This window comes from Agrobacterium genomosp. 13 str. CFBP 6927, from assembly GCA_900012615.1.
Taxonomy (GTDB): domain Bacteria; phylum Pseudomonadota; class Alphaproteobacteria; order Rhizobiales; family Rhizobiaceae; genus Agrobacterium.
On the sequence record LT009757.1, the window covers coordinates 857540 to 872760 of the forward strand.

The following is a 15221-nucleotide window of genomic DNA, read 5'->3' on the forward strand; positions in this document are numbered from 1 at the left end:
ATTTGCCGCAATTGCGTCAACTGAGCCATTTCAATAAATGAAGCCATAGACCAGATGGGCTATGGCTTCCCAATTCGATGCGGAGCCTATACATGAAGGTCGCCCAGATAACAAGAGCCTGCTATCCCCTTGTGAAAGGAGATGGCCGCAGGGGCAGAAATTTTACCGCAGGCCGGAAATTCGGCCCCAAAAGACCGAAAAACGGCGCGGAACGAGGAGCATAAAGGACGTGGCAGATATTGAAGCGCAGAAAGCGGCGAAACAGAGAAGCCTGAAGCCGCTTCTTGGCCTTTTCCCCTATCTCAGGCGTTATCGCGGCCTGATGGCGGCTGCCCTTTTCGCACTTGTCCTGTCTTCCGCCACCACACTCGCCCTGCCGCTTGCCGTCCGCCGTATCATCGATCACGGCTTCCAGACGCCCGATGGTGGCATGATCAACAGCTATTTCGCCATGCTGCTGGCAATTGCCGTCCTCCTCGCGCTTGCCAGCGCCATGCGCTACTATTACGTCATGACGATTGGCGAAAGGGTTGTTGCCGACCTGCGCCGCGACGTCTTTGCCCACCTCACCACGCTGTCGCAGCAGTTTTTCGATACTAATCGATCCGGTGAACTGACCTCGCGGCTGACCGCCGACACGGTGCAGATCCGTTCCGCCTTCGGGTCATCCGCCTCCGTGGCTCTGCGCAACATCATCATGTGTTGCGGCGCAGTGGCGATGATGATCTATACCAGCCCCGGCCTCTCCGGCCTTGCGCTGCTTGCCATTCCCTTCATCGTGTTTCCGTTGATCGCCTTCGGACGTTCCGTCCGCGCCCGCTCGCGCACCACGCAGGACACATTGGCCAATTCCGCCGCCTATGCTTCCGAGACGATTGCGGCGAGCCGCACGGTACAGTCATTTAATGCCGAGACCCTCGCAAATGCACGTTATGGCGCCTCCGTGGAAGCCGCCTATCAGGGTGCGCGCGCGGCGATCGGTGCACGCTCCATCCTCACTGCCGTTGCCATTGCGCTGGTCTTCGGCAGCGTCGTCGGCATTCTCTGGTATGGCGCACAGAGCGTCCTGTCCGGCGGCATGACCGCCGGCACGCTCGGCCAATTCGTGCTTTATTCAGTCATCGCTGCAAGCGGCCTTGGCCAGCTTTCGGAAGTCTGGGGGGAACTGGCGCAGGCGGGCGGTGCCGCCGAACGGCTTTCCGAACTGCTGGACGAGCGCTCACCCGTCATCGAACCGACGGCGCCCATTGCCCTGATACAGCCGCCGCGCGGCGAGGCGGCATTTGAGAATGTCGATTTCATCTACCCCCTCGCGACGGGACGGCCGATCATCTCCGGCCTCTCCTTCAAGGTGAACGCCGGCGAAACCGTTGCCATTGTCGGCCCATCCGGCGCGGGCAAGAGCACGGTCTTCTCGCTACTGATGCGGTTTTACGATCCGCAAAAAGGCCGCATCACGGTTGATGGCACGGATATCCGCGATGTCAGCCTGGCGGACCTGCGCGCGCGCCTTTCCATCGTTCCGCAGGACGTGGCGATATTCGCCTCCTCCATCCACGATAACATCGCCTTCGGCCGGCCGGATGTGACACGCGAGGAGGTCCGTGCGGCCGCGACCGCCGCACAGGCGGACAGTTTCATCGCGCGACTGACCGATGGTTATGATACGCAGGTGGGTGAACGCGGCGTTACGCTTTCCGGCGGCCAGCGCCAACGCATTGCAATTGCCCGCGCGATCCTGCGCAATGCGCCGATTTTGCTGCTCGACGAGGCGACCTCAGCGCTCGATGCGGAAAGCGAAATGCTGGTGCAGAAGGCTCTGGATGAGCTGATGAAGACCCGCACCACCATCGTCATTGCCCACCGTCTTGCCACCGTGCTGAAGGCCGACCGCATTCTGGTGATGGATGAGGGCCGCGTCATCGAGGAAGGCACGCACCAGAGCCTCATTCGCCAGAACGGCCTCTACGCAAAACTTGCTCGGCTGCAATTTCAGACGGGGCCGGACGAGTTGCGCGCCCAGGCTTAATCACGCCAGCACTTTGCGCCCTGCAACACGGCCTGAAAACAGGCAACCACCAAGGAATGTGCCCTCAAGCGCATTATAGCCGTGCATGCCGCCGCCACCGAAACCCGCCACCTCACCGGCGGCATAAAGACCCGGCACCGGCGCACCGGCACCATCCAGCACCCGCGCCTCAAGGTCGGTATGCAGGCCGCCCAGCGTCTTGCGCGTCAGCACATGCAGGCGCACGGCGATTAAGGGTCCCATCGCGGGATCGAGCAGCCGATGTGGTTTTGCAGTGCGCATCAGCCTATCGCCGAGATAACGACGTGCGCCATGGATTGCCGTCACCTGCGCGTCCTTGCAGAAACCGTTTTCGATCTCACGGTCGCGCGCCTCTATCTGGTGGCGAAGATGGCCAATATCCAATCGCTTATCGCCGCTGATTGCATTCATCGCCGGTACAAGTTCTTCCAGCGTGTCGCGGACAGCAAAATCCTCACCACGCTCCATGAAAGCCCTTACCGGCCCGGGCGGCTCTTTGCCCAGACGTTTGAGGAGCAGCCGCACATCTTTATTCGTCAGATCAGGATTTTGCTCCGAGCCTGAAAGCGCAAACTCTTTCTTGATGATCGCCTTGGTCAAGATGAACCAGCTATGGCCGCTGCCGCGCTCGCCCAGCATTTTAAGCGTGCCGAGCGTATCGAAGCCCGGCATGGCGGGCGCTGTGAGCCGGTTTCCATCCGCATCACACCAGAAGGACGAAGGGCCGGGCAGGATGCGGATACCGTGGCCCGGCCAGATCGGATCATGGTTTCTCACGCCCTCGGTATAGTGCCACATCCGGTCGCGATTGATGACCGTTCCGCCCGCCTTCTCCGAAATTGCGATCATCCGACCATCCACATGGGCGGGTACGCCGCAGACCATGTTCGCGGGAGGTTTACCCAGCCGCTCCACCGGCCAGTTACGCCGCACCAGTTCCTGATTGCCGCCGATGCCGCCGGAACTGACGATGACGGCCGAGGCTGCAATGGTGAAATCCCCCACCACGTCCCGGCTGCTCTGCTGTCCGCGCAACACCGGATCCGTTGCAAGAACAGCGCCGGAAATGCCAGTCACCCGGCCGTCAGTGATATCCAGCCGATCGACGCGATAACGAAACCGAAGGGTAAGGCGGCCGTCTGCCGCCATGGTTTTCGCCCTTTCAGCAAAAGGCGCCAGCACGCCGGGACCCGTGCCCCATGTAACGTGGAAACGCGGCACGGAATTGCCGTGGCCATGGGCAAGGGCGCCGCCACGCTCGGCCCAGCCAACCACCGGAAACCAGCGCATGCCCAGCCGATGCAGCCATTCACGTTTCTCGCCGGCAGCGAAATTGAGGTATGCTTCCGCCCACCGTTGCGGCCAATGATCTTCTGAGCGATCGAAACCGGCCGAACCAAACCAATCCTGCCTCGCCAGATCAAGACTGTCGCGCACCCGCATCAGGCGCTGCTCGGGACTATCGATGAAAAACAGCCCACCGAGCGACCAGAAAGCCTGCCCGCCAAGGTTCTGCTCTCCTTCCTGATCCACAAGGCAAACGCTGAGACCACGCTCGACAGCCTCGGTGGCAGCGACCAGCCCGGCAAGCCCCGCACCGACGACAATCACATCATATCGTTCCATCAGCCCCTCCCAGATATGACGGAATTACTTTTACGCGAACGTAAATTCCCTCGCGTCACAAGGCAACCGCCAAGATGCGGCTCTTGTCTTAGCGCTCGGTGAGCTTCAGTTCGATACGGCGGTTCTGCTGACGCGCTTCCGGCGTGTCGCCTTCTGCAATCGGCTGATATTCGCCGAACCCGGCGGCAACCAGGCGGTTTGACGGAACGCCCTTGGAGATAAGGAATTTCACCACCGAGGTGGCGCGGGCTGAGGAAAGTTCCCAATTGTCGCGGTAACGGCCGGAGCCGGAAAGCTGGACATTGTCGGTATGGCCGTCAACGCGCAGGACCCAGTTGATCTCCGCCGGGATTTCCTTGGCAAGATCGATCAAAGCTGTCGCCAGCTTCTCCATCTCCGCCTGCCCTTCCGGATTAAGCTCGTTGCCACCGGAAGGAAACAGCACTTCGGACTGGAAGACGAAACGGTCGCCGACGATACGGATATTTTCGCGATCCGAGAGGATTTCGCGCAGACGCCCGAAGAAATCAGACCGATAACGGTTCAGTTCCTGCACCCTCTGCGCCAACGCCACATTGAGGCGACGGCCGAGATCGGCGATTTTGACCTGAGACGAGGCATCCTTGGCTTCCGAAGCCTGAAGCGCAGCCTCCACCGAAGCGATCTGCGCCCTGAGTGCCGCAATCTGCTGGTTGAGCAATTCGATCTGGGCGGAGGCACGGGAATTTGCCTGCTTCTGGTCGTCCAGTTCGCCGGTGAGGCTACCGATCCGGGCATTGGCGCTTGCATTGTTGCCCGATCCCGCATCAAGAAGCGACTGCAGGCGCGAGCGCTCGCTTTCGGACGCCGCAAGTGTGGATTGCAGGCTCGCCAGTGCGTCCTCGATATCCTGCTTGTTGCCCTTTTCCATGGCCAGAAGTTCGGTCAGTTCCGCTATCTGGCTATTGAGGCGCGTCAGCACCTCGTCCTTGCCGGTGATTTCCCGCGACAGCACGAATTGCGCCAGCACGAAAACCGTGAGCAGAAACATGATGGCCATGAGCAGCGTCGAAAGCGCATCGACGAAACCCGGCCAATAATCCACACCCCTGTCGCGGCGGCGGTTGCGCGCAAGCGCCATGGCTACTCGCTCCCGTTATCGTGCCGGGTGCGTCCGGAGGATTTTGTCTCCCCGTCGATGCGCGTCGACAGCCGATCAAGCGTGCGGCGGAGCGATCTCGATTCCTCCTGCTGCGCCTCGATCCAGTCGCGCAGCATCTGCTGTTCGCTGCGCATATTCTTGACCAGACCCTGAATGCCCTCGGCAAGGCTGGTCATGGCCGCAAGCGAACGCTCGGTGCTGACAACCGCGCCGGCTTCAGCCTTGAACTCCCTCGGCATTTCCGCCGAGGTATCCGTCACGGAAGACAGCCAGTTCTCGAGCTGAGTGTAAAAACGATTCTGGGCGCGACCCGCCTGAAGATCGAGAAATCCGAGGATCAGCGAACCCGAAAGGCCAAGCAGCGACGAGGAAAACGCCGTTCCCATGCCCGCCAGCGGCGCAGTCAGGCCGGCCTTGAGGGAGCCGAGAATATCGTTGCTATCACCAGCACTTGGATCAAGCGACTGGATGACGTTGCTGATGGCGCCAATGGTGCCGATGAGGCCCCAAAAGGTGCCGAGCAGGCCAAGGAAAACCAGAAGGCCAACGAGATAACGCGAGGTATCACGCGTCTCATCAAGGCGAGTCGCGATGGAATCGAGGATCGTGCGCTGCGTAACGGCGGAAAGCCGGACCTCACCGCGCTTGCCAATCAGCGTGCTCATGGGGGCAAGTAACTTTGGCGCGCGGCCAACCTTCTCAACGCTGCCAGCGGCGCGGAACGCGTTGAACCAGCGCACTTCCGAACGCAGGCTCATGGTCTGCGTGAACACCAGAATAATGCCGATGGCGAGAACGCCGAGAATGAAACCGTTCAGGCCCGGGTTCGTCATGAAGGCGGTGTGCGCCTGCCGGTAAAGAATGGCCGCCAGGAAACCCACGAGGATCAGAAACAGAACCATCGTCCAGAGAAACGGTGTCGGGCTGGACAGCTTGTGGCTGTATTGCCGTGTGGTCACCGGCTTCTCGACGCCGAGATCAAGTAACTCCGAATCCGCCATAACGTTCGCATTCCCTTCGGTCAGGTATCCAGCGGAAGCTATTTGAAAATTGCGACGATTTGAAGCGAAAAGCCGGTCTTTCGTCATACGCATTTTGCAAAGACGGATGGGACCAGCGCTCAGAAAAACAAAAACGCCCGGCAAGGGTTCGCCGGGCGCTTAAAAACTTGCACTAAACGGCAGGTTTTCTGCCGAAATCGATCAGCGGCCCGGTATCGGGCGGTTGGCGACTTCCACGAGCGACTTGTGGATATATTCATTTCCAGCCGCAACAGTACCGCTGCCGAAGATGTCAGTGCCACCCTTGATATCAGAGGCGAAGCCACCGGCCTCGCGAATCAGCACCAGACCGGCCGCCATGTCCCAGGGCGAAAGATCCGCCTCCCAGAAACCGTCGAGACGGCCCGCAGCAACATAGGCAAGGTCAAGTGCTGCCGCACCCATGCGGCGAATGCCGGCCGCTTCACCCATGACATGACGGAGCTCGACGAGGAATTTACCGTGATTGCCACGGCCGAGATGCGGCACGCCGCAGCCGATAACGCAATCGGTCAGCGCCTTACGCGCTGCAACGCGAATGCGGCGATCGTTGAGGAAGGCGCCACCGCCACGCTCGGCAGTATAGAGTTCGTCGGTCGCCGGGTTGAAGATCACGCCGGCGACGACTTCACCGTTGCGCTCCAGCGCGATGGAAACGGCGAAATGCGGAATGCCGTGCAGGAAATTGGTCGTGCCATCAAGCGGATCGACGATCCAGCGATGGGCGCCGTCACTGCCTTTTTCCTCGCCGCCTTCCTCGCCCAGGAAGTCGTAGGTGGGGCGGGCCTTCATCAGTTCATCGCGCACGATCTTCTCGGCCTTGAGGTCTGCCTGCGATACGAAGTCACTCGGTCCCTTGACCGAAACCTGAAGGTTCTGCACTTCACCGAAGTCACGCGACAAAGACTTACCCGCCTTGATGGCGGCCTGAACCATGACATTGAGAAGGGCTGAACGGGCCATCGAGTTTGTTTCCTGGAAAGCTTGCGAACCGCCCGAAAGCTTGCCGGGCAGGCACGTCATTATTTTCTTGAATTGAAAGTTTGCGGTTCAAGACCACAAAACGCGCGGAAATTCAAGGCAAAAAGCCCGCGGGCGAACGCCGGCAGCGGTTGAGCCGCCCTGCATCACACCGGGCGGAACCGATTTGCCGCCTCGATCGCCTTTTTCTGCTGCTCGTCGGTGATGCCGAGATAAAAATCCTCAAGAGCCGGATCCTTGAGCCCTGCACGCCGGGAAAGCACATACCATTTGGCCGCTTCCACCGGGTCGGGTCGGGTGCCCAGTGCCTGAATATAGAGGTGCGCCACCTTGTTCTGGGCCACAACATTGCCGCGCTGTGCAGCGCCATAAAGCCAGCGGAAGCCCTCATCCAGATTTCGCTCGCCGCCAAAACCATTGACCAGCCAGATGCCGAGATCGACCTGCGCGGTATCGTAGCCCGCCTTCGCGGCCCGCATCAGCCAGTCCCTTGCCTTGGCCTTCTTTTCGGCAGGCACATCCTTGAGCGACCAGTAAATCTGCGACACCGCATATTGCGCATCGGCAATGCCCTGTTCGGCGGATTTTTCATAAAACGGCATGGCCATCAGCAATCCCTTGGCACCGGGATTTTCCGAAACCAGGATCTGCCCCCAGTTGAACTGGGCCGAGGCATTGCCGGCTTCCGCGGCCCGGCGCATGTAATCGTCGGCTTTCACCTTGTCGCGGGTGACGAATTTACCTTCCATCAGGATCAGGGCGAATTTGAACATGGCGACGGCGTCACCACCCTGCGCCGCCTGCTGGTACCAGAAAGCCGCGGTCTTCTCGTCACGGGCAATGCCGAGCCCGCGCGACATCATTTCCGCCACCAGTGTCTGGGCGGCCGCATCGCCGTTCTGCGCACGGGTCAACGCCTTGTCGAGCGCCTGCACATATTCACCGCGCTGGAAATGACCGTAGGCCTCGTCCACCCTGCCCTTGAACTCCTTTTCAGGTGGCAGGGCCGGCAGTTCGGCACCCATGCGCTGATAGACGTTGACGCCCTGCGACGGTTGCAAATCCTTCTGTTCTTCCGATTGCACCCTGCCCTGACGGGAAGGCTGCGCCTCATCCTCCATCTGGCGGGAAAGCGCGTTGCTTTCGCTCTGCGGTCCGGACTGGGCAAAAGCAACGCCCGCCGACGCGCCAAAAATCAGCGTCATCAGCGAAACGGAAAGGCAGAAGGGAACCGAGCGCATGAACATCGCCTGTATCAACCGCCAAACCGTGGCGCTTTTTCGTCAAGCAACGCGTTGATTTCAGAAACGGCCTGGGAGGCGCCGGCAGCATTGTCGAAAACGCCGCTGCGCATCGCCACAAATTCCACGCCGGTTTCAGCAACGGCAACCACCGATGACGGATCCGTACCACCCATGACGATGGCCGGGATTTCGATCATCGAAGCCCACCACTCGCCAAGCGCCAGATTTTTGGGGTGCGCTTCCGGCTTGATGTCGCCTTCGAGCTTGCCAAAAAAGACGTAGTCCGGATTGGACTCGCCCTGTTCCAGAGCCTTGTGACGGTCATCCGCATTGCCGCCGCCGACGATCATCTTGGGCGTGAAATTTTCAACGGCTTCGGCAAGCGCCTCGGCATTGCCCGCCACATGCAGGCCATCCGCCTTCACCCGGCCCGCAACCCGGCTGTCGCCTGCAATGAGCGCAGCCGCACCCGCCTTCTGGACGAGAGGCACGATCAGTTCGGCGCGCTTCTGGAAAGAGGCGTCATCCAGACCGTATTGCGGAATGATGACCGAGGCCACATCGCCGCCCCGCAGTGCTTCTTCCACATCTGTCGCCTGCTTTTGCGCATCGTCCGATTGCGGGACGATCAGAACAAGGCGGCAACGGTCTTCAACTATGGTCATTGGTTCGTCCATTTCAGGCAGAAGACACTTCCGGCGCGATCTGCACTCGTTTTGATATGATAAATCCGATAAACCGGACCGGCGAAAGGATCAACCATCCATCCATGCTGACCGATTTTCATTTTTTCCTCGTCGCTATCCCCGCAGTCGTGCTTGTCGGCCTTTCCAAGGGTGGTTTGGGTGGCGCGCTGGCGCTGATGGGCGTGCCGCTGATGGCGCTTGCAATACCGCCGGTACAGGCGGCGGCGATCTTCCTGCCGATCCTGATCGTGATGGATCTCGTGGCGCTTTGGGCGTGGCGACACCACAATCACCGGCAGACGCTCCTCATCATGCTGCCCGGCGCAATCGCCGGCATCGCACTCGGCTGGGCAACCTCGAGCCTCATATCTGCAGATGCGATGCGGCTTGTCGTCGCCTCGGTGACGATCCTCTTCGTGCTGCGCTATTTCCAGGAGAGCTTCAAAAGCCGCAACGGGCAGCAAATCCCGGCCAGACCACAACGGCCGGCCGCCGCAACGCTCTGGTCCAGCCTTTCGGGTTATGCGAGTTTTGTCGCCCATGCGGGCGGCCCGCCCTTCCAGATCTATGTCCTGCCGCTGAAGCTCGACCCCAAGACCTATACCGGCATGAGCGTGCGTTTCTTCGCCATCATGAACGCGATCAAGCTCATTCCCTATTTTGCGCTGGGCGCGCTGGACGCCACCAACCTCAAGACCTCGGCCAGCCTTTTGCCAGTCGCGATGCTGGCGACGCTCGCCGGTGCAAGGGTGGTGAAATACCTGAAACCATCGGTGTTTTACCCGCTGATGTATACCATGGCGCTGATCGCGGCCCTGAAACTGCTATGGGACGGACTGCCCTTTTAGGTTTTGACAGCCACTAAAAAGCCCTGGCAACACCGCAGGTGTCGTCAGGGCCGAAAAGGAACCGTCAGTCCTTCATTGAAGGCTGCGGCATGGCATCATTTAATGCCTTGTGGAGGCTTTAAGCCTCTGCAGTTCATCCTTCAGGCGCAGTTTTCGACGTTTGAGGTCAGCGATCTCTGTGTCGTCCGAAGACGGGGAAGCAAGAATACTTTCGAGCTCTTCCTCCAGAGCACCGTGTTTCTTTTCGAGCGATGCAATATGAGCCTGAATGGTCATGCGGCACGTCCTTCCATTTTTAAGCCTACCTCCAGCTCTCCATCGCTGGAGTTTCAGGTTTGCGACGACAATGTGACATGGATTAATGGTATTGTCGAAGGCGAAATGAAGGCAATTAGTGGGCAATTTGGTCGCAACGGATAACTTCCCGTTACCGCGATTTGATGATAGAGGCTCGAGAACAGACGACATAGGCGCCGGAGGCTATCCGGCTGGCATAAAATGGGGATGACAAGATGCCCGATCAGGACCAGGCGGACATCAGGCTCACGCTGGCGCGGCTGCGCCAGGAGCATGAGGATTATGACGCTGCGATCAATGCGATGATCCAGACCAGCTGCGATGCGCTGAGGATACAGCGCATGAAGAAGAAGAAGCTGGCCGTCAAGGACAAGATGACCCAGCTCGAAGACCAGGTCATTCCCGATATCATTGCCTGAGCCGGAGAAATTACGTGACAGCAGAAACGCCCCCCGTCGCCATCATCATGGGCAGCCAGTCCGACTGGGAGACGATGAAGAACGCCGCCGATACGCTGGATGCGCTGGACGTGGAATACGAAGCCCGCATCATTTCCGCCCACCGCACGCCGGACCGGCTTTATGATTTCGCCAACGGCGCGAAGGACGAAGGCTTCAAGGTCATCATCGCCGGTGCGGGCGGTGCCGCCCATCTGCCGGGCATGACCGCTTCGATGACACCGCTTCCGGTCTTCGGCGTTCCGGTGCAGTCCAAGACAATGTCCGGGCAGGACAGCCTCTATTCCATCGTCCAGATGCCTGCCGGCATTCCCGTCGGAACGCTTGCGATCGGCAAGGCCGGCGCGATCAATGCCGCACTTCTGGCGGCAGCGGTTCTGGCACTCAGCGACGAGGATCTTGCAGACCGGCTCGACGCATGGCGCGCGCGCCAGTCGGCGGCCGTGGCCGAATATCCCATGGACAACGCCCAGTGACGACCTCTGAGACTTCTGAAGTGACGACGGAAAACAATAATCTCATCATCGGCATCATCGGCGGCGGACAGCTTGGCCGCATGCTGGCAATGGCGGCGGCACGCCTCAACCACCGCACCATCGTCTTGGAACCACAGGCCGATTGTCCGGCCGCACAGGTCTGCAACAGCCAGATCGTCGCGGATTACGACGACGAGACAGCACTTGCGGAACTCGGCCGCCTTTGTGATGTCGTGACCTATGAATTCGAGAATGTGCCTGTCGCGGCAGCCGAGATGCTGAGCGCCTCCGTTCCCGTCTATCCGCCGCCGCAGGCGCTCAGCGCCTCGCAGGACCGGTTGACGGAAAAGCGCTTCCTCAACGGTTGCGGCATTCCGACCGCCGATTTTCGCGCCGTGGACAATCAAAAAGAACTGGAAGCGGCATTGGGCGCTTTCGGCGGCAAGGGCGTGCTGAAAACCCGCCGTATGGGTTATGACGGCAAGGGCCAGCGGCTTTTCCAGGGTGGCGAGGACATCACCGGTGCCTTCGAGGCGCTCGGTGGCGTGCCGCTCCTCCTTGAAAGCTTCGTCGCCTTCGAGCGGGAAATCTCGATCATCGCCGCCCGTTTTCAGGATGGCACCGTTACCTGCTACGATCCGGCGGAAAACATTCATCTGAACGGCATTCTGCATACATCCACCGTTCCGGCAGCGCTCTCCGACGCGGCGAAAGCTGTTGCCGTGCAATCAGCGGAAAAGCTGCTGGCGGCACTCGATTATGTGGGTGTGATCGGCATCGAATTCTTCGTCCTGCCCGACGGTTCGCTGGTTGCCAACGAAATGGCGCCGCGTGTGCACAATACCGGCCACTGGACGGAAGCGGCCTGCGTGATTTCGCAATTCGAACAGCATATCCGTGCCGTATCGGGCCTCGCGCCCGGCAGCACGGCCCGCCATTCGGATTGCGTCATGACCAATCTCATCGGCGATGACATCAATGATGTGCCGGCATGGCTTTCGAAAAAAGACTGTCTCGTCCACCTCTACGGCAAGACCGAAGCACGGCCCGGACGCAAGATGGGCCACGTGACCGAGCTTTTGCACACAGGAAAAGCCTCAGTCTTTTAAGGTAAAAACCCCTGCAAGTGTTGACAGGCAGGGGTCAAACGGGTATTTGCCTGCCAACCGAAAAGAGCGCGCCCCGTTGCGCGCTTTTGATTGTTTGAATAAGCACGGTAAAAGCCGTGCAAAACTGCGGACCAGTAAAATGAAAATCAAGAATTCGCTTAAAGCGCTTAAGGCCCGTCATCGCGATAACCGCCTGGTTCGCCGCAAGGGCCGCGTCTACATCATCAACAAGCAGAACCCGCGCTTCAAGGCTCGTCAGGGCTGATTGGACTGCGGTTCGCGATCAAGATCGCGGATCACTTTGTTGACAGAGTAGAACTTTGCATTTGATATTGGGCGCAGTCGGGTTAAGCTTTAACCCATGCGCCCAAATCGTTTTTGCATGGCTATCATCGTCGCTCAGGGTTTCCTGTTTTCAGGCCTCGCGTTTCCGGGAATGGCCTCCATTGGTCATGCTGCGGATGGGCAAGCCCCCGCAGTGGTGGAACCCGCGCCTTCTCCCGCCAGGACCATAGACACTCTTTTCGCATCCCTGAAAAAAGAGCGAAACGCCGTCAAGGCGCGCAGCATCGCCAACCAGATCGCTTCCGAATGGAATGATTCCGGCAGCGCGACGATCAATCTTCTGATGCAATGGGCAGGCGAAGCGTCTGACGAGAAGCGTAACGCCGCCGCTTACGATTTTCTCGACCAGATCGTTTTGCTCGATCCGGACTACGTGCAGGCACCCTATCGCCGCGCCATGGTGCATTTTGCCGATGGCGACACCCGCAAGGCGATGGCAGACATCAACCTGACGCTGGAGAAGGAGCCGCGCTATTTTCCGGCGCTGGCGAGCCTCGCCAACATCCTTGAAGCCTCGGGCCGAGACGAACTGGCTCTGAAGGCCTGGGAACGCTACCTGGCGCTCTATCCCGCGGACAAAGACGCCCGCAAACAGGCCGTCGACCTTTCCGAAAAATTGGCGGGAACGCGCGGCTAATTATTGGATTTATCAGGACGATATTTTGGCAGAGCAGAATGAATTTAAAGCAGCCGAAAGTCTTTTAAACTCCATTGGAGATAACCCGAGTTTCGATATCGGCGAGTTCATAGATCGAATTTCCGTGACTGAGGATTGGGGGAAACTAATAGTCGCCCATATCTATCTGGATCACATCGTCACTGAAGTTTTGAACACGCATCTCGATCATCCTGACTCGTATTTCAACGGCTACAGATCGTTCGCTGAAAAACTTAGCCTATGCCAGGCGCTGGGTTACTTTCGCGATGAATTCGGCAATGTTCTAAAAGCCGTAAATAACTTACGCAACAGGTTTGCGCACAAACTGGTATTTCATGTATCGGATGAAGAAAAGCGTAATTTGTTTCGCACTCTCACGATCGAACGGCCTATATCCGAAGTGACACGCCCCGGCGGTTTCGAGGAGTTTCTGTTTACAGTCGTTATGTTTACAGAGATTTCGCGATCCGCAGAAGAGCGACAAGCTGAACTGTCGAAAGAGCGTGAGTTCGTGAGCGAAAAGATTCTCGAACTCCTTATCGCCAATAAAGACCTGCTGGGCGATAAAATTTAGCTGTAGGGCGTATTCGTCTATCGCCCTACAGCAACTTGTTGGCGCTAATTATTCCATACCAAGCGCGGCCATATAGGTCTGAAGAATGGTTTCTTCCTCGATACGCTCGTTGGCGTCCTTCTTGCGCAGGCGGATGATGGTGCGGATCGCCTTGGTATCGTAACCACGCCCTTTGGCTTCGCCAATCACGTCCTTGATGTCACCCTGAATGGCGGCCTTTTCTTCTTCCAGCCGTTCAATGCGTTCAATAATCTGACGCAGTTCGGCGGCGGCGACGGTTTCGGTGGTGCTCGTTTCGTCCATCATATCATCCTTCATTGGCGCTCTTGCGAGCCTTGTTCATACAATCCGGGCGAAGCTTTCGCCGGTCGCCGCCAACCGGGCGACAAAAATTCCGGCCTGTGAACTGCCCATTGCCGGGCCTCACGTCAAGTCGTTTCCATCGATAAGGGGTTATTCGCTGGGCCGGTTTTGCTCGAAGGCGGCTTTCTGGGCATCACTCGCCTCCGCCTGATATTTTTCCTTCCAGTCCTCATAAGGCATTCCGTAGACGATTTCCCGGGATTCTTGCTTGCTAAGCGGCACACCAGCCTCGTCCGCCGCTTCACGGTACCAGTTGGAAAGGCAATTGCGACAGAAGCCTGCGAGATTCATCATGTCGATGTTCTGCACATCATGGCGCTCGCGAAGATGCTGCACCAAACGGCGGAAGGCGGCCGCCTCGAATTCGATCTGCTGTTTGTCGTTCTGTGTCGTCATGGGGCAACTCCAGGCTCAATAGGGGCCGGTGCGAGAGGCAAACAGCTGGTACTCATGCAGGACGGGATCGTCGTTCATTGCGGCAAAAATGGGAGCGAGCCGGTCCGACCAGTCGGCAATCCCCTCCTCATCCGCGATCAGATCCTGCCGAACCTCAAGAAGCGCATGCGGTATGCCCCTCATCATGCAATGGCGGTACATGGTGTCACCCTTCAGCGCTCCGTCATAGGGTTCGTTGTCGCCGACGAGAATGTCGCCGGTCGCGCGCAGATGCGCCAGAAGCGGATCGACCACACGATTATCCGTGTCCCAGAGAACAGCCGCATGCCAGGGCCGCGGCGTTTCCTTCCAGAACGGCGTGTAGGAATGCAGCGACAGAACGAGAGGCGCCTCCCCGGACGACTGTGCAACACCGTTGAGCACGCGATCAACGGCATCGTGATAAGGCCGGTGAAAAATCTCGATGCGCGTCTGCCATTCCTCATCCGAAATCGGGTGATTGCCGGGGATGATGGCGCCGTCCGAAATCTTCATGATGAGAGTGGGATCGTCCTCACCGCGATTCGGATCGATCAGGAGCCGCGAAAAGCGCCCGAGGACCGCCGGCACGCCAAGGCGGGCGGCGAGCGACCGTGTCAACCCTTCTATGCCGATATCAAATGCGATATGGCGATGAAAAGCGGTTTGCGGAAGGCCAAGTTTGCCGTAGTGTGCCGGCAGGAGGTTCATGGCATGGTCCGCCAGAAGAACCATGCCTTTGTCATAATCGCCTTCTATGATTTCATAGGGTATGAAGTCGTTCATCGATGATTTTCTGGGGCAGGATTGAGGAGAAAAGCTTGATGGCATGGCTTGAGGCCGGGCGCAAGTTTCGGCGAAAGAATAGCCATCTACCTTATCGCACTCATGATCCCACGAACAATATAATC

General features: G+C 58.8%; 18 protein-coding genes. 8 read left to right on the top strand and 10 right to left on the bottom strand.

Features of this window, described 5'->3' with window-relative positions:
* Positions 1-229: 229 nt before the first annotated feature.
* Positions 230-2029: an ABC transporter transmembrane domain-containing protein gene (locus tag AGR13A_RS18315; RefSeq protein ID WP_080838368.1), complete on the top strand. Its 1800-nt coding sequence runs from the start codon at positions 230-232 to the stop codon at positions 2027-2029.
* On the opposite strand, the gene AGR13A_RS18320 is transcribed toward AGR13A_RS18315, so the two are convergent.
* The 6 genes from AGR13A_RS18320 to AGR13A_RS18345 all read right to left on the bottom strand — a co-directional run bounded on the left by AGR13A_RS18320 (position 2030) and on the right by AGR13A_RS18345 (position 8747).
* Positions 2030-3676, bottom strand: a complete 1647-nt coding sequence (locus tag AGR13A_RS18320; protein WP_080838374.1) for an FAD-binding dehydrogenase — start codon at positions 3674-3676, stop codon at positions 2030-2032.
* Between the two features lie 88 nt (positions 3677-3764).
* Entirely contained in the window at positions 3765-4796 is a 1032-nt protein-coding gene (locus tag AGR13A_RS18325; RefSeq protein ID WP_080838377.1) for a peptidoglycan -binding protein, read from the bottom strand.
* A 2-nt stretch (positions 4797-4798) separates the two neighbouring features.
* A complete protein-coding gene (locus tag AGR13A_RS18330; protein WP_080840306.1) occupies positions 4799-5818 on the bottom strand; it encodes a flagellar motor protein MotA in 1020 nt (339 codons plus the stop codon).
* Positions 5819-6019: 201 nt separating this feature from the next.
* Positions 6020-6820 carry an inositol monophosphatase family protein gene (locus tag AGR13A_RS18335; protein ID WP_035222743.1) on the bottom strand — a complete coding sequence of 267 codons (801 nt, stop codon included), beginning with the start codon at positions 6818-6820 and terminating at the stop codon, positions 6020-6022.
* Positions 6821-6984: 164 nt separating this feature from the next.
* Positions 6985-8085, bottom strand: coding sequence for a tetratricopeptide repeat protein (locus tag AGR13A_RS18340; protein ID WP_167377589.1), 1101 nt, complete (start codon positions 8083-8085; stop codon positions 6985-6987).
* A gap of 8 nt (positions 8086-8093) precedes the next feature.
* The gene (locus tag AGR13A_RS18345; RefSeq protein WP_080838387.1) at positions 8094-8747 is read right to left on the bottom strand and encodes a thiamine phosphate synthase; all 654 of its coding nucleotides are present in this window, start codon (positions 8745-8747) and stop codon (positions 8094-8096) included.
* 104 nt (positions 8748-8851) lie between these two features.
* Here AGR13A_RS18345 and AGR13A_RS18350 point away from each other — a divergent pair, with 104 nt between their 5' ends.
* On the top strand, positions 8852-9616 hold the full coding sequence (locus AGR13A_RS18350; protein WP_035222736.1) for a sulfite exporter TauE/SafE family protein: 765 nt from the start codon (positions 8852-8854) through the stop codon (positions 9614-9616).
* A 99-nt stretch (positions 9617-9715) separates the two neighbouring features.
* Here AGR13A_RS18350 and AGR13A_RS18355 read toward each other — a convergent pair whose 3' ends face one another.
* Positions 9716-9892, bottom strand: coding sequence for a YdcH family protein (locus AGR13A_RS18355; protein WP_035222179.1), 177 nt, complete (start codon positions 9890-9892; stop codon positions 9716-9718).
* A 236-nt stretch (positions 9893-10128) separates the two neighbouring features.
* Here AGR13A_RS18355 and AGR13A_RS18360 point away from each other — a divergent pair, with 236 nt between their 5' ends.
* From AGR13A_RS18360 to AGR13A_RS18385, 6 genes are all read left to right on the top strand, one after another.
* Positions 10129-10332, top strand: a complete 204-nt coding sequence (locus tag AGR13A_RS18360; RefSeq protein WP_003497661.1) for a YdcH family protein — start codon at positions 10129-10131, stop codon at positions 10330-10332.
* 47 nt (positions 10333-10379) lie between these two features.
* Positions 10380-10847 carry a 5-(carboxyamino)imidazole ribonucleotide mutase gene (gene purE, locus AGR13A_RS18365; protein WP_167377636.1) on the top strand — a complete coding sequence of 156 codons (468 nt, stop codon included), beginning with the start codon at positions 10380-10382 and terminating at the stop codon, positions 10845-10847.
* Between the two features lie 20 nt (positions 10848-10867).
* The gene (locus tag AGR13A_RS18370; protein WP_080838393.1) at positions 10868-11956 is read left to right on the top strand and encodes a 5-(carboxyamino)imidazole ribonucleotide synthase; all 1089 of its coding nucleotides are present in this window, start codon (positions 10868-10870) and stop codon (positions 11954-11956) included.
* Positions 11957-12095: 139 nt separating this feature from the next.
* Complete coding sequence (gene ykgO / locus AGR13A_RS18375) at positions 12096-12221, top strand: type B 50S ribosomal protein L36 (protein ID WP_003497670.1); 126 nt, start codon at positions 12096-12098, stop codon at positions 12219-12221.
* A gap of 96 nt (positions 12222-12317) precedes the next feature.
* Positions 12318-12938, top strand: coding sequence for a tetratricopeptide repeat protein (locus tag AGR13A_RS18380; protein WP_080838396.1), 621 nt, complete (start codon positions 12318-12320; stop codon positions 12936-12938).
* 25 nt (positions 12939-12963) lie between these two features.
* On the top strand, positions 12964-13533 hold the full coding sequence (locus AGR13A_RS18385; protein WP_080838399.1) for a hypothetical protein: 570 nt from the start codon (positions 12964-12966) through the stop codon (positions 13531-13533).
* Positions 13534-13581: 48 nt separating this feature from the next.
* Here AGR13A_RS18385 and AGR13A_RS18390 read toward each other — a convergent pair whose 3' ends face one another.
* The 3 genes from AGR13A_RS18390 to AGR13A_RS18400 all read right to left on the bottom strand — a co-directional run bounded on the left by AGR13A_RS18390 (position 13582) and on the right by AGR13A_RS18400 (position 15096).
* Positions 13582-13839, bottom strand: coding sequence for a DUF2312 domain-containing protein (locus AGR13A_RS18390; RefSeq protein ID WP_080723112.1), 258 nt, complete (start codon positions 13837-13839; stop codon positions 13582-13584).
* A gap of 147 nt (positions 13840-13986) precedes the next feature.
* The gene (locus tag AGR13A_RS18395) at positions 13987-14292 is read right to left on the bottom strand and encodes a DUF1244 domain-containing protein (RefSeq protein ID WP_080838401.1); all 306 of its coding nucleotides are present in this window, start codon (positions 14290-14292) and stop codon (positions 13987-13989) included.
* Positions 14293-14307: 15 nt separating this feature from the next.
* Entirely contained in the window at positions 14308-15096 is a 789-nt protein-coding gene (locus AGR13A_RS18400; RefSeq protein ID WP_080838404.1) for an N-formylglutamate amidohydrolase, read from the bottom strand.
* Between the last annotated feature and the right edge of the window lie 125 nt (positions 15097-15221).

Coding starts and splice junctions, on each gene's coding strand:
- AGR13A_RS18320 (WP_080838374.1), bottom strand. CDS start 3,676: ATGGAACGATATGATGTGATTGTCGTCGGTGCGGGGCTTGCCGGGCTG.
- AGR13A_RS18325 (WP_080838377.1), bottom strand. CDS start 4,796: ATGGCGCTTGCGCGCAACCGCCGCCGCGACAGGGGTGTGGATTATTGG.
- AGR13A_RS18330 (WP_080840306.1), bottom strand. CDS start 5,818: ATGGCGGATTCGGAGTTACTTGATCTCGGCGTCGAGAAGCCGGTGACC.
- AGR13A_RS18335 (WP_035222743.1), bottom strand. CDS start 6,820: ATGGCCCGTTCAGCCCTTCTCAATGTCATGGTTCAGGCCGCCATCAAG.
- AGR13A_RS18340 (WP_167377589.1), bottom strand. CDS start 8,085: ATGTTCATGCGCTCGGTTCCCTTCTGCCTTTCCGTTTCGCTGATGACG.
- AGR13A_RS18345 (WP_080838387.1), bottom strand. CDS start 8,747: ATGACCATAGTTGAAGACCGTTGCCGCCTTGTTCTGATCGTCCCGCAA.
- AGR13A_RS18350 (WP_035222736.1), top strand. CDS start 8,852: ATGCTGACCGATTTTCATTTTTTCCTCGTCGCTATCCCCGCAGTCGTG.
- AGR13A_RS18355 (WP_035222179.1), bottom strand. CDS start 9,892: ATGACCATTCAGGCTCATATTGCATCGCTCGAAAAGAAACACGGTGCT.
- AGR13A_RS18360 (WP_003497661.1), top strand. CDS start 10,129: ATGCCCGATCAGGACCAGGCGGACATCAGGCTCACGCTGGCGCGGCTG.
- purE (WP_167377636.1), top strand. CDS start 10,380: ATGGGCAGCCAGTCCGACTGGGAGACGATGAAGAACGCCGCCGATACG.
- ykgO (WP_003497670.1), top strand. CDS start 12,096: ATGAAAATCAAGAATTCGCTTAAAGCGCTTAAGGCCCGTCATCGCGAT.
- AGR13A_RS18380 (WP_080838396.1), top strand. CDS start 12,318: ATGCGCCCAAATCGTTTTTGCATGGCTATCATCGTCGCTCAGGGTTTC.
- AGR13A_RS18390 (WP_080723112.1), bottom strand. CDS start 13,839: ATGATGGACGAAACGAGCACCACCGAAACCGTCGCCGCCGCCGAACTG.
- AGR13A_RS18395 (WP_080838401.1), bottom strand. CDS start 14,292: ATGACGACACAGAACGACAAACAGCAGATCGAATTCGAGGCGGCCGCC.
- AGR13A_RS18400 (WP_080838404.1), bottom strand. CDS start 15,096: ATGAACGACTTCATACCCTATGAAATCATAGAAGGCGATTATGACAAA.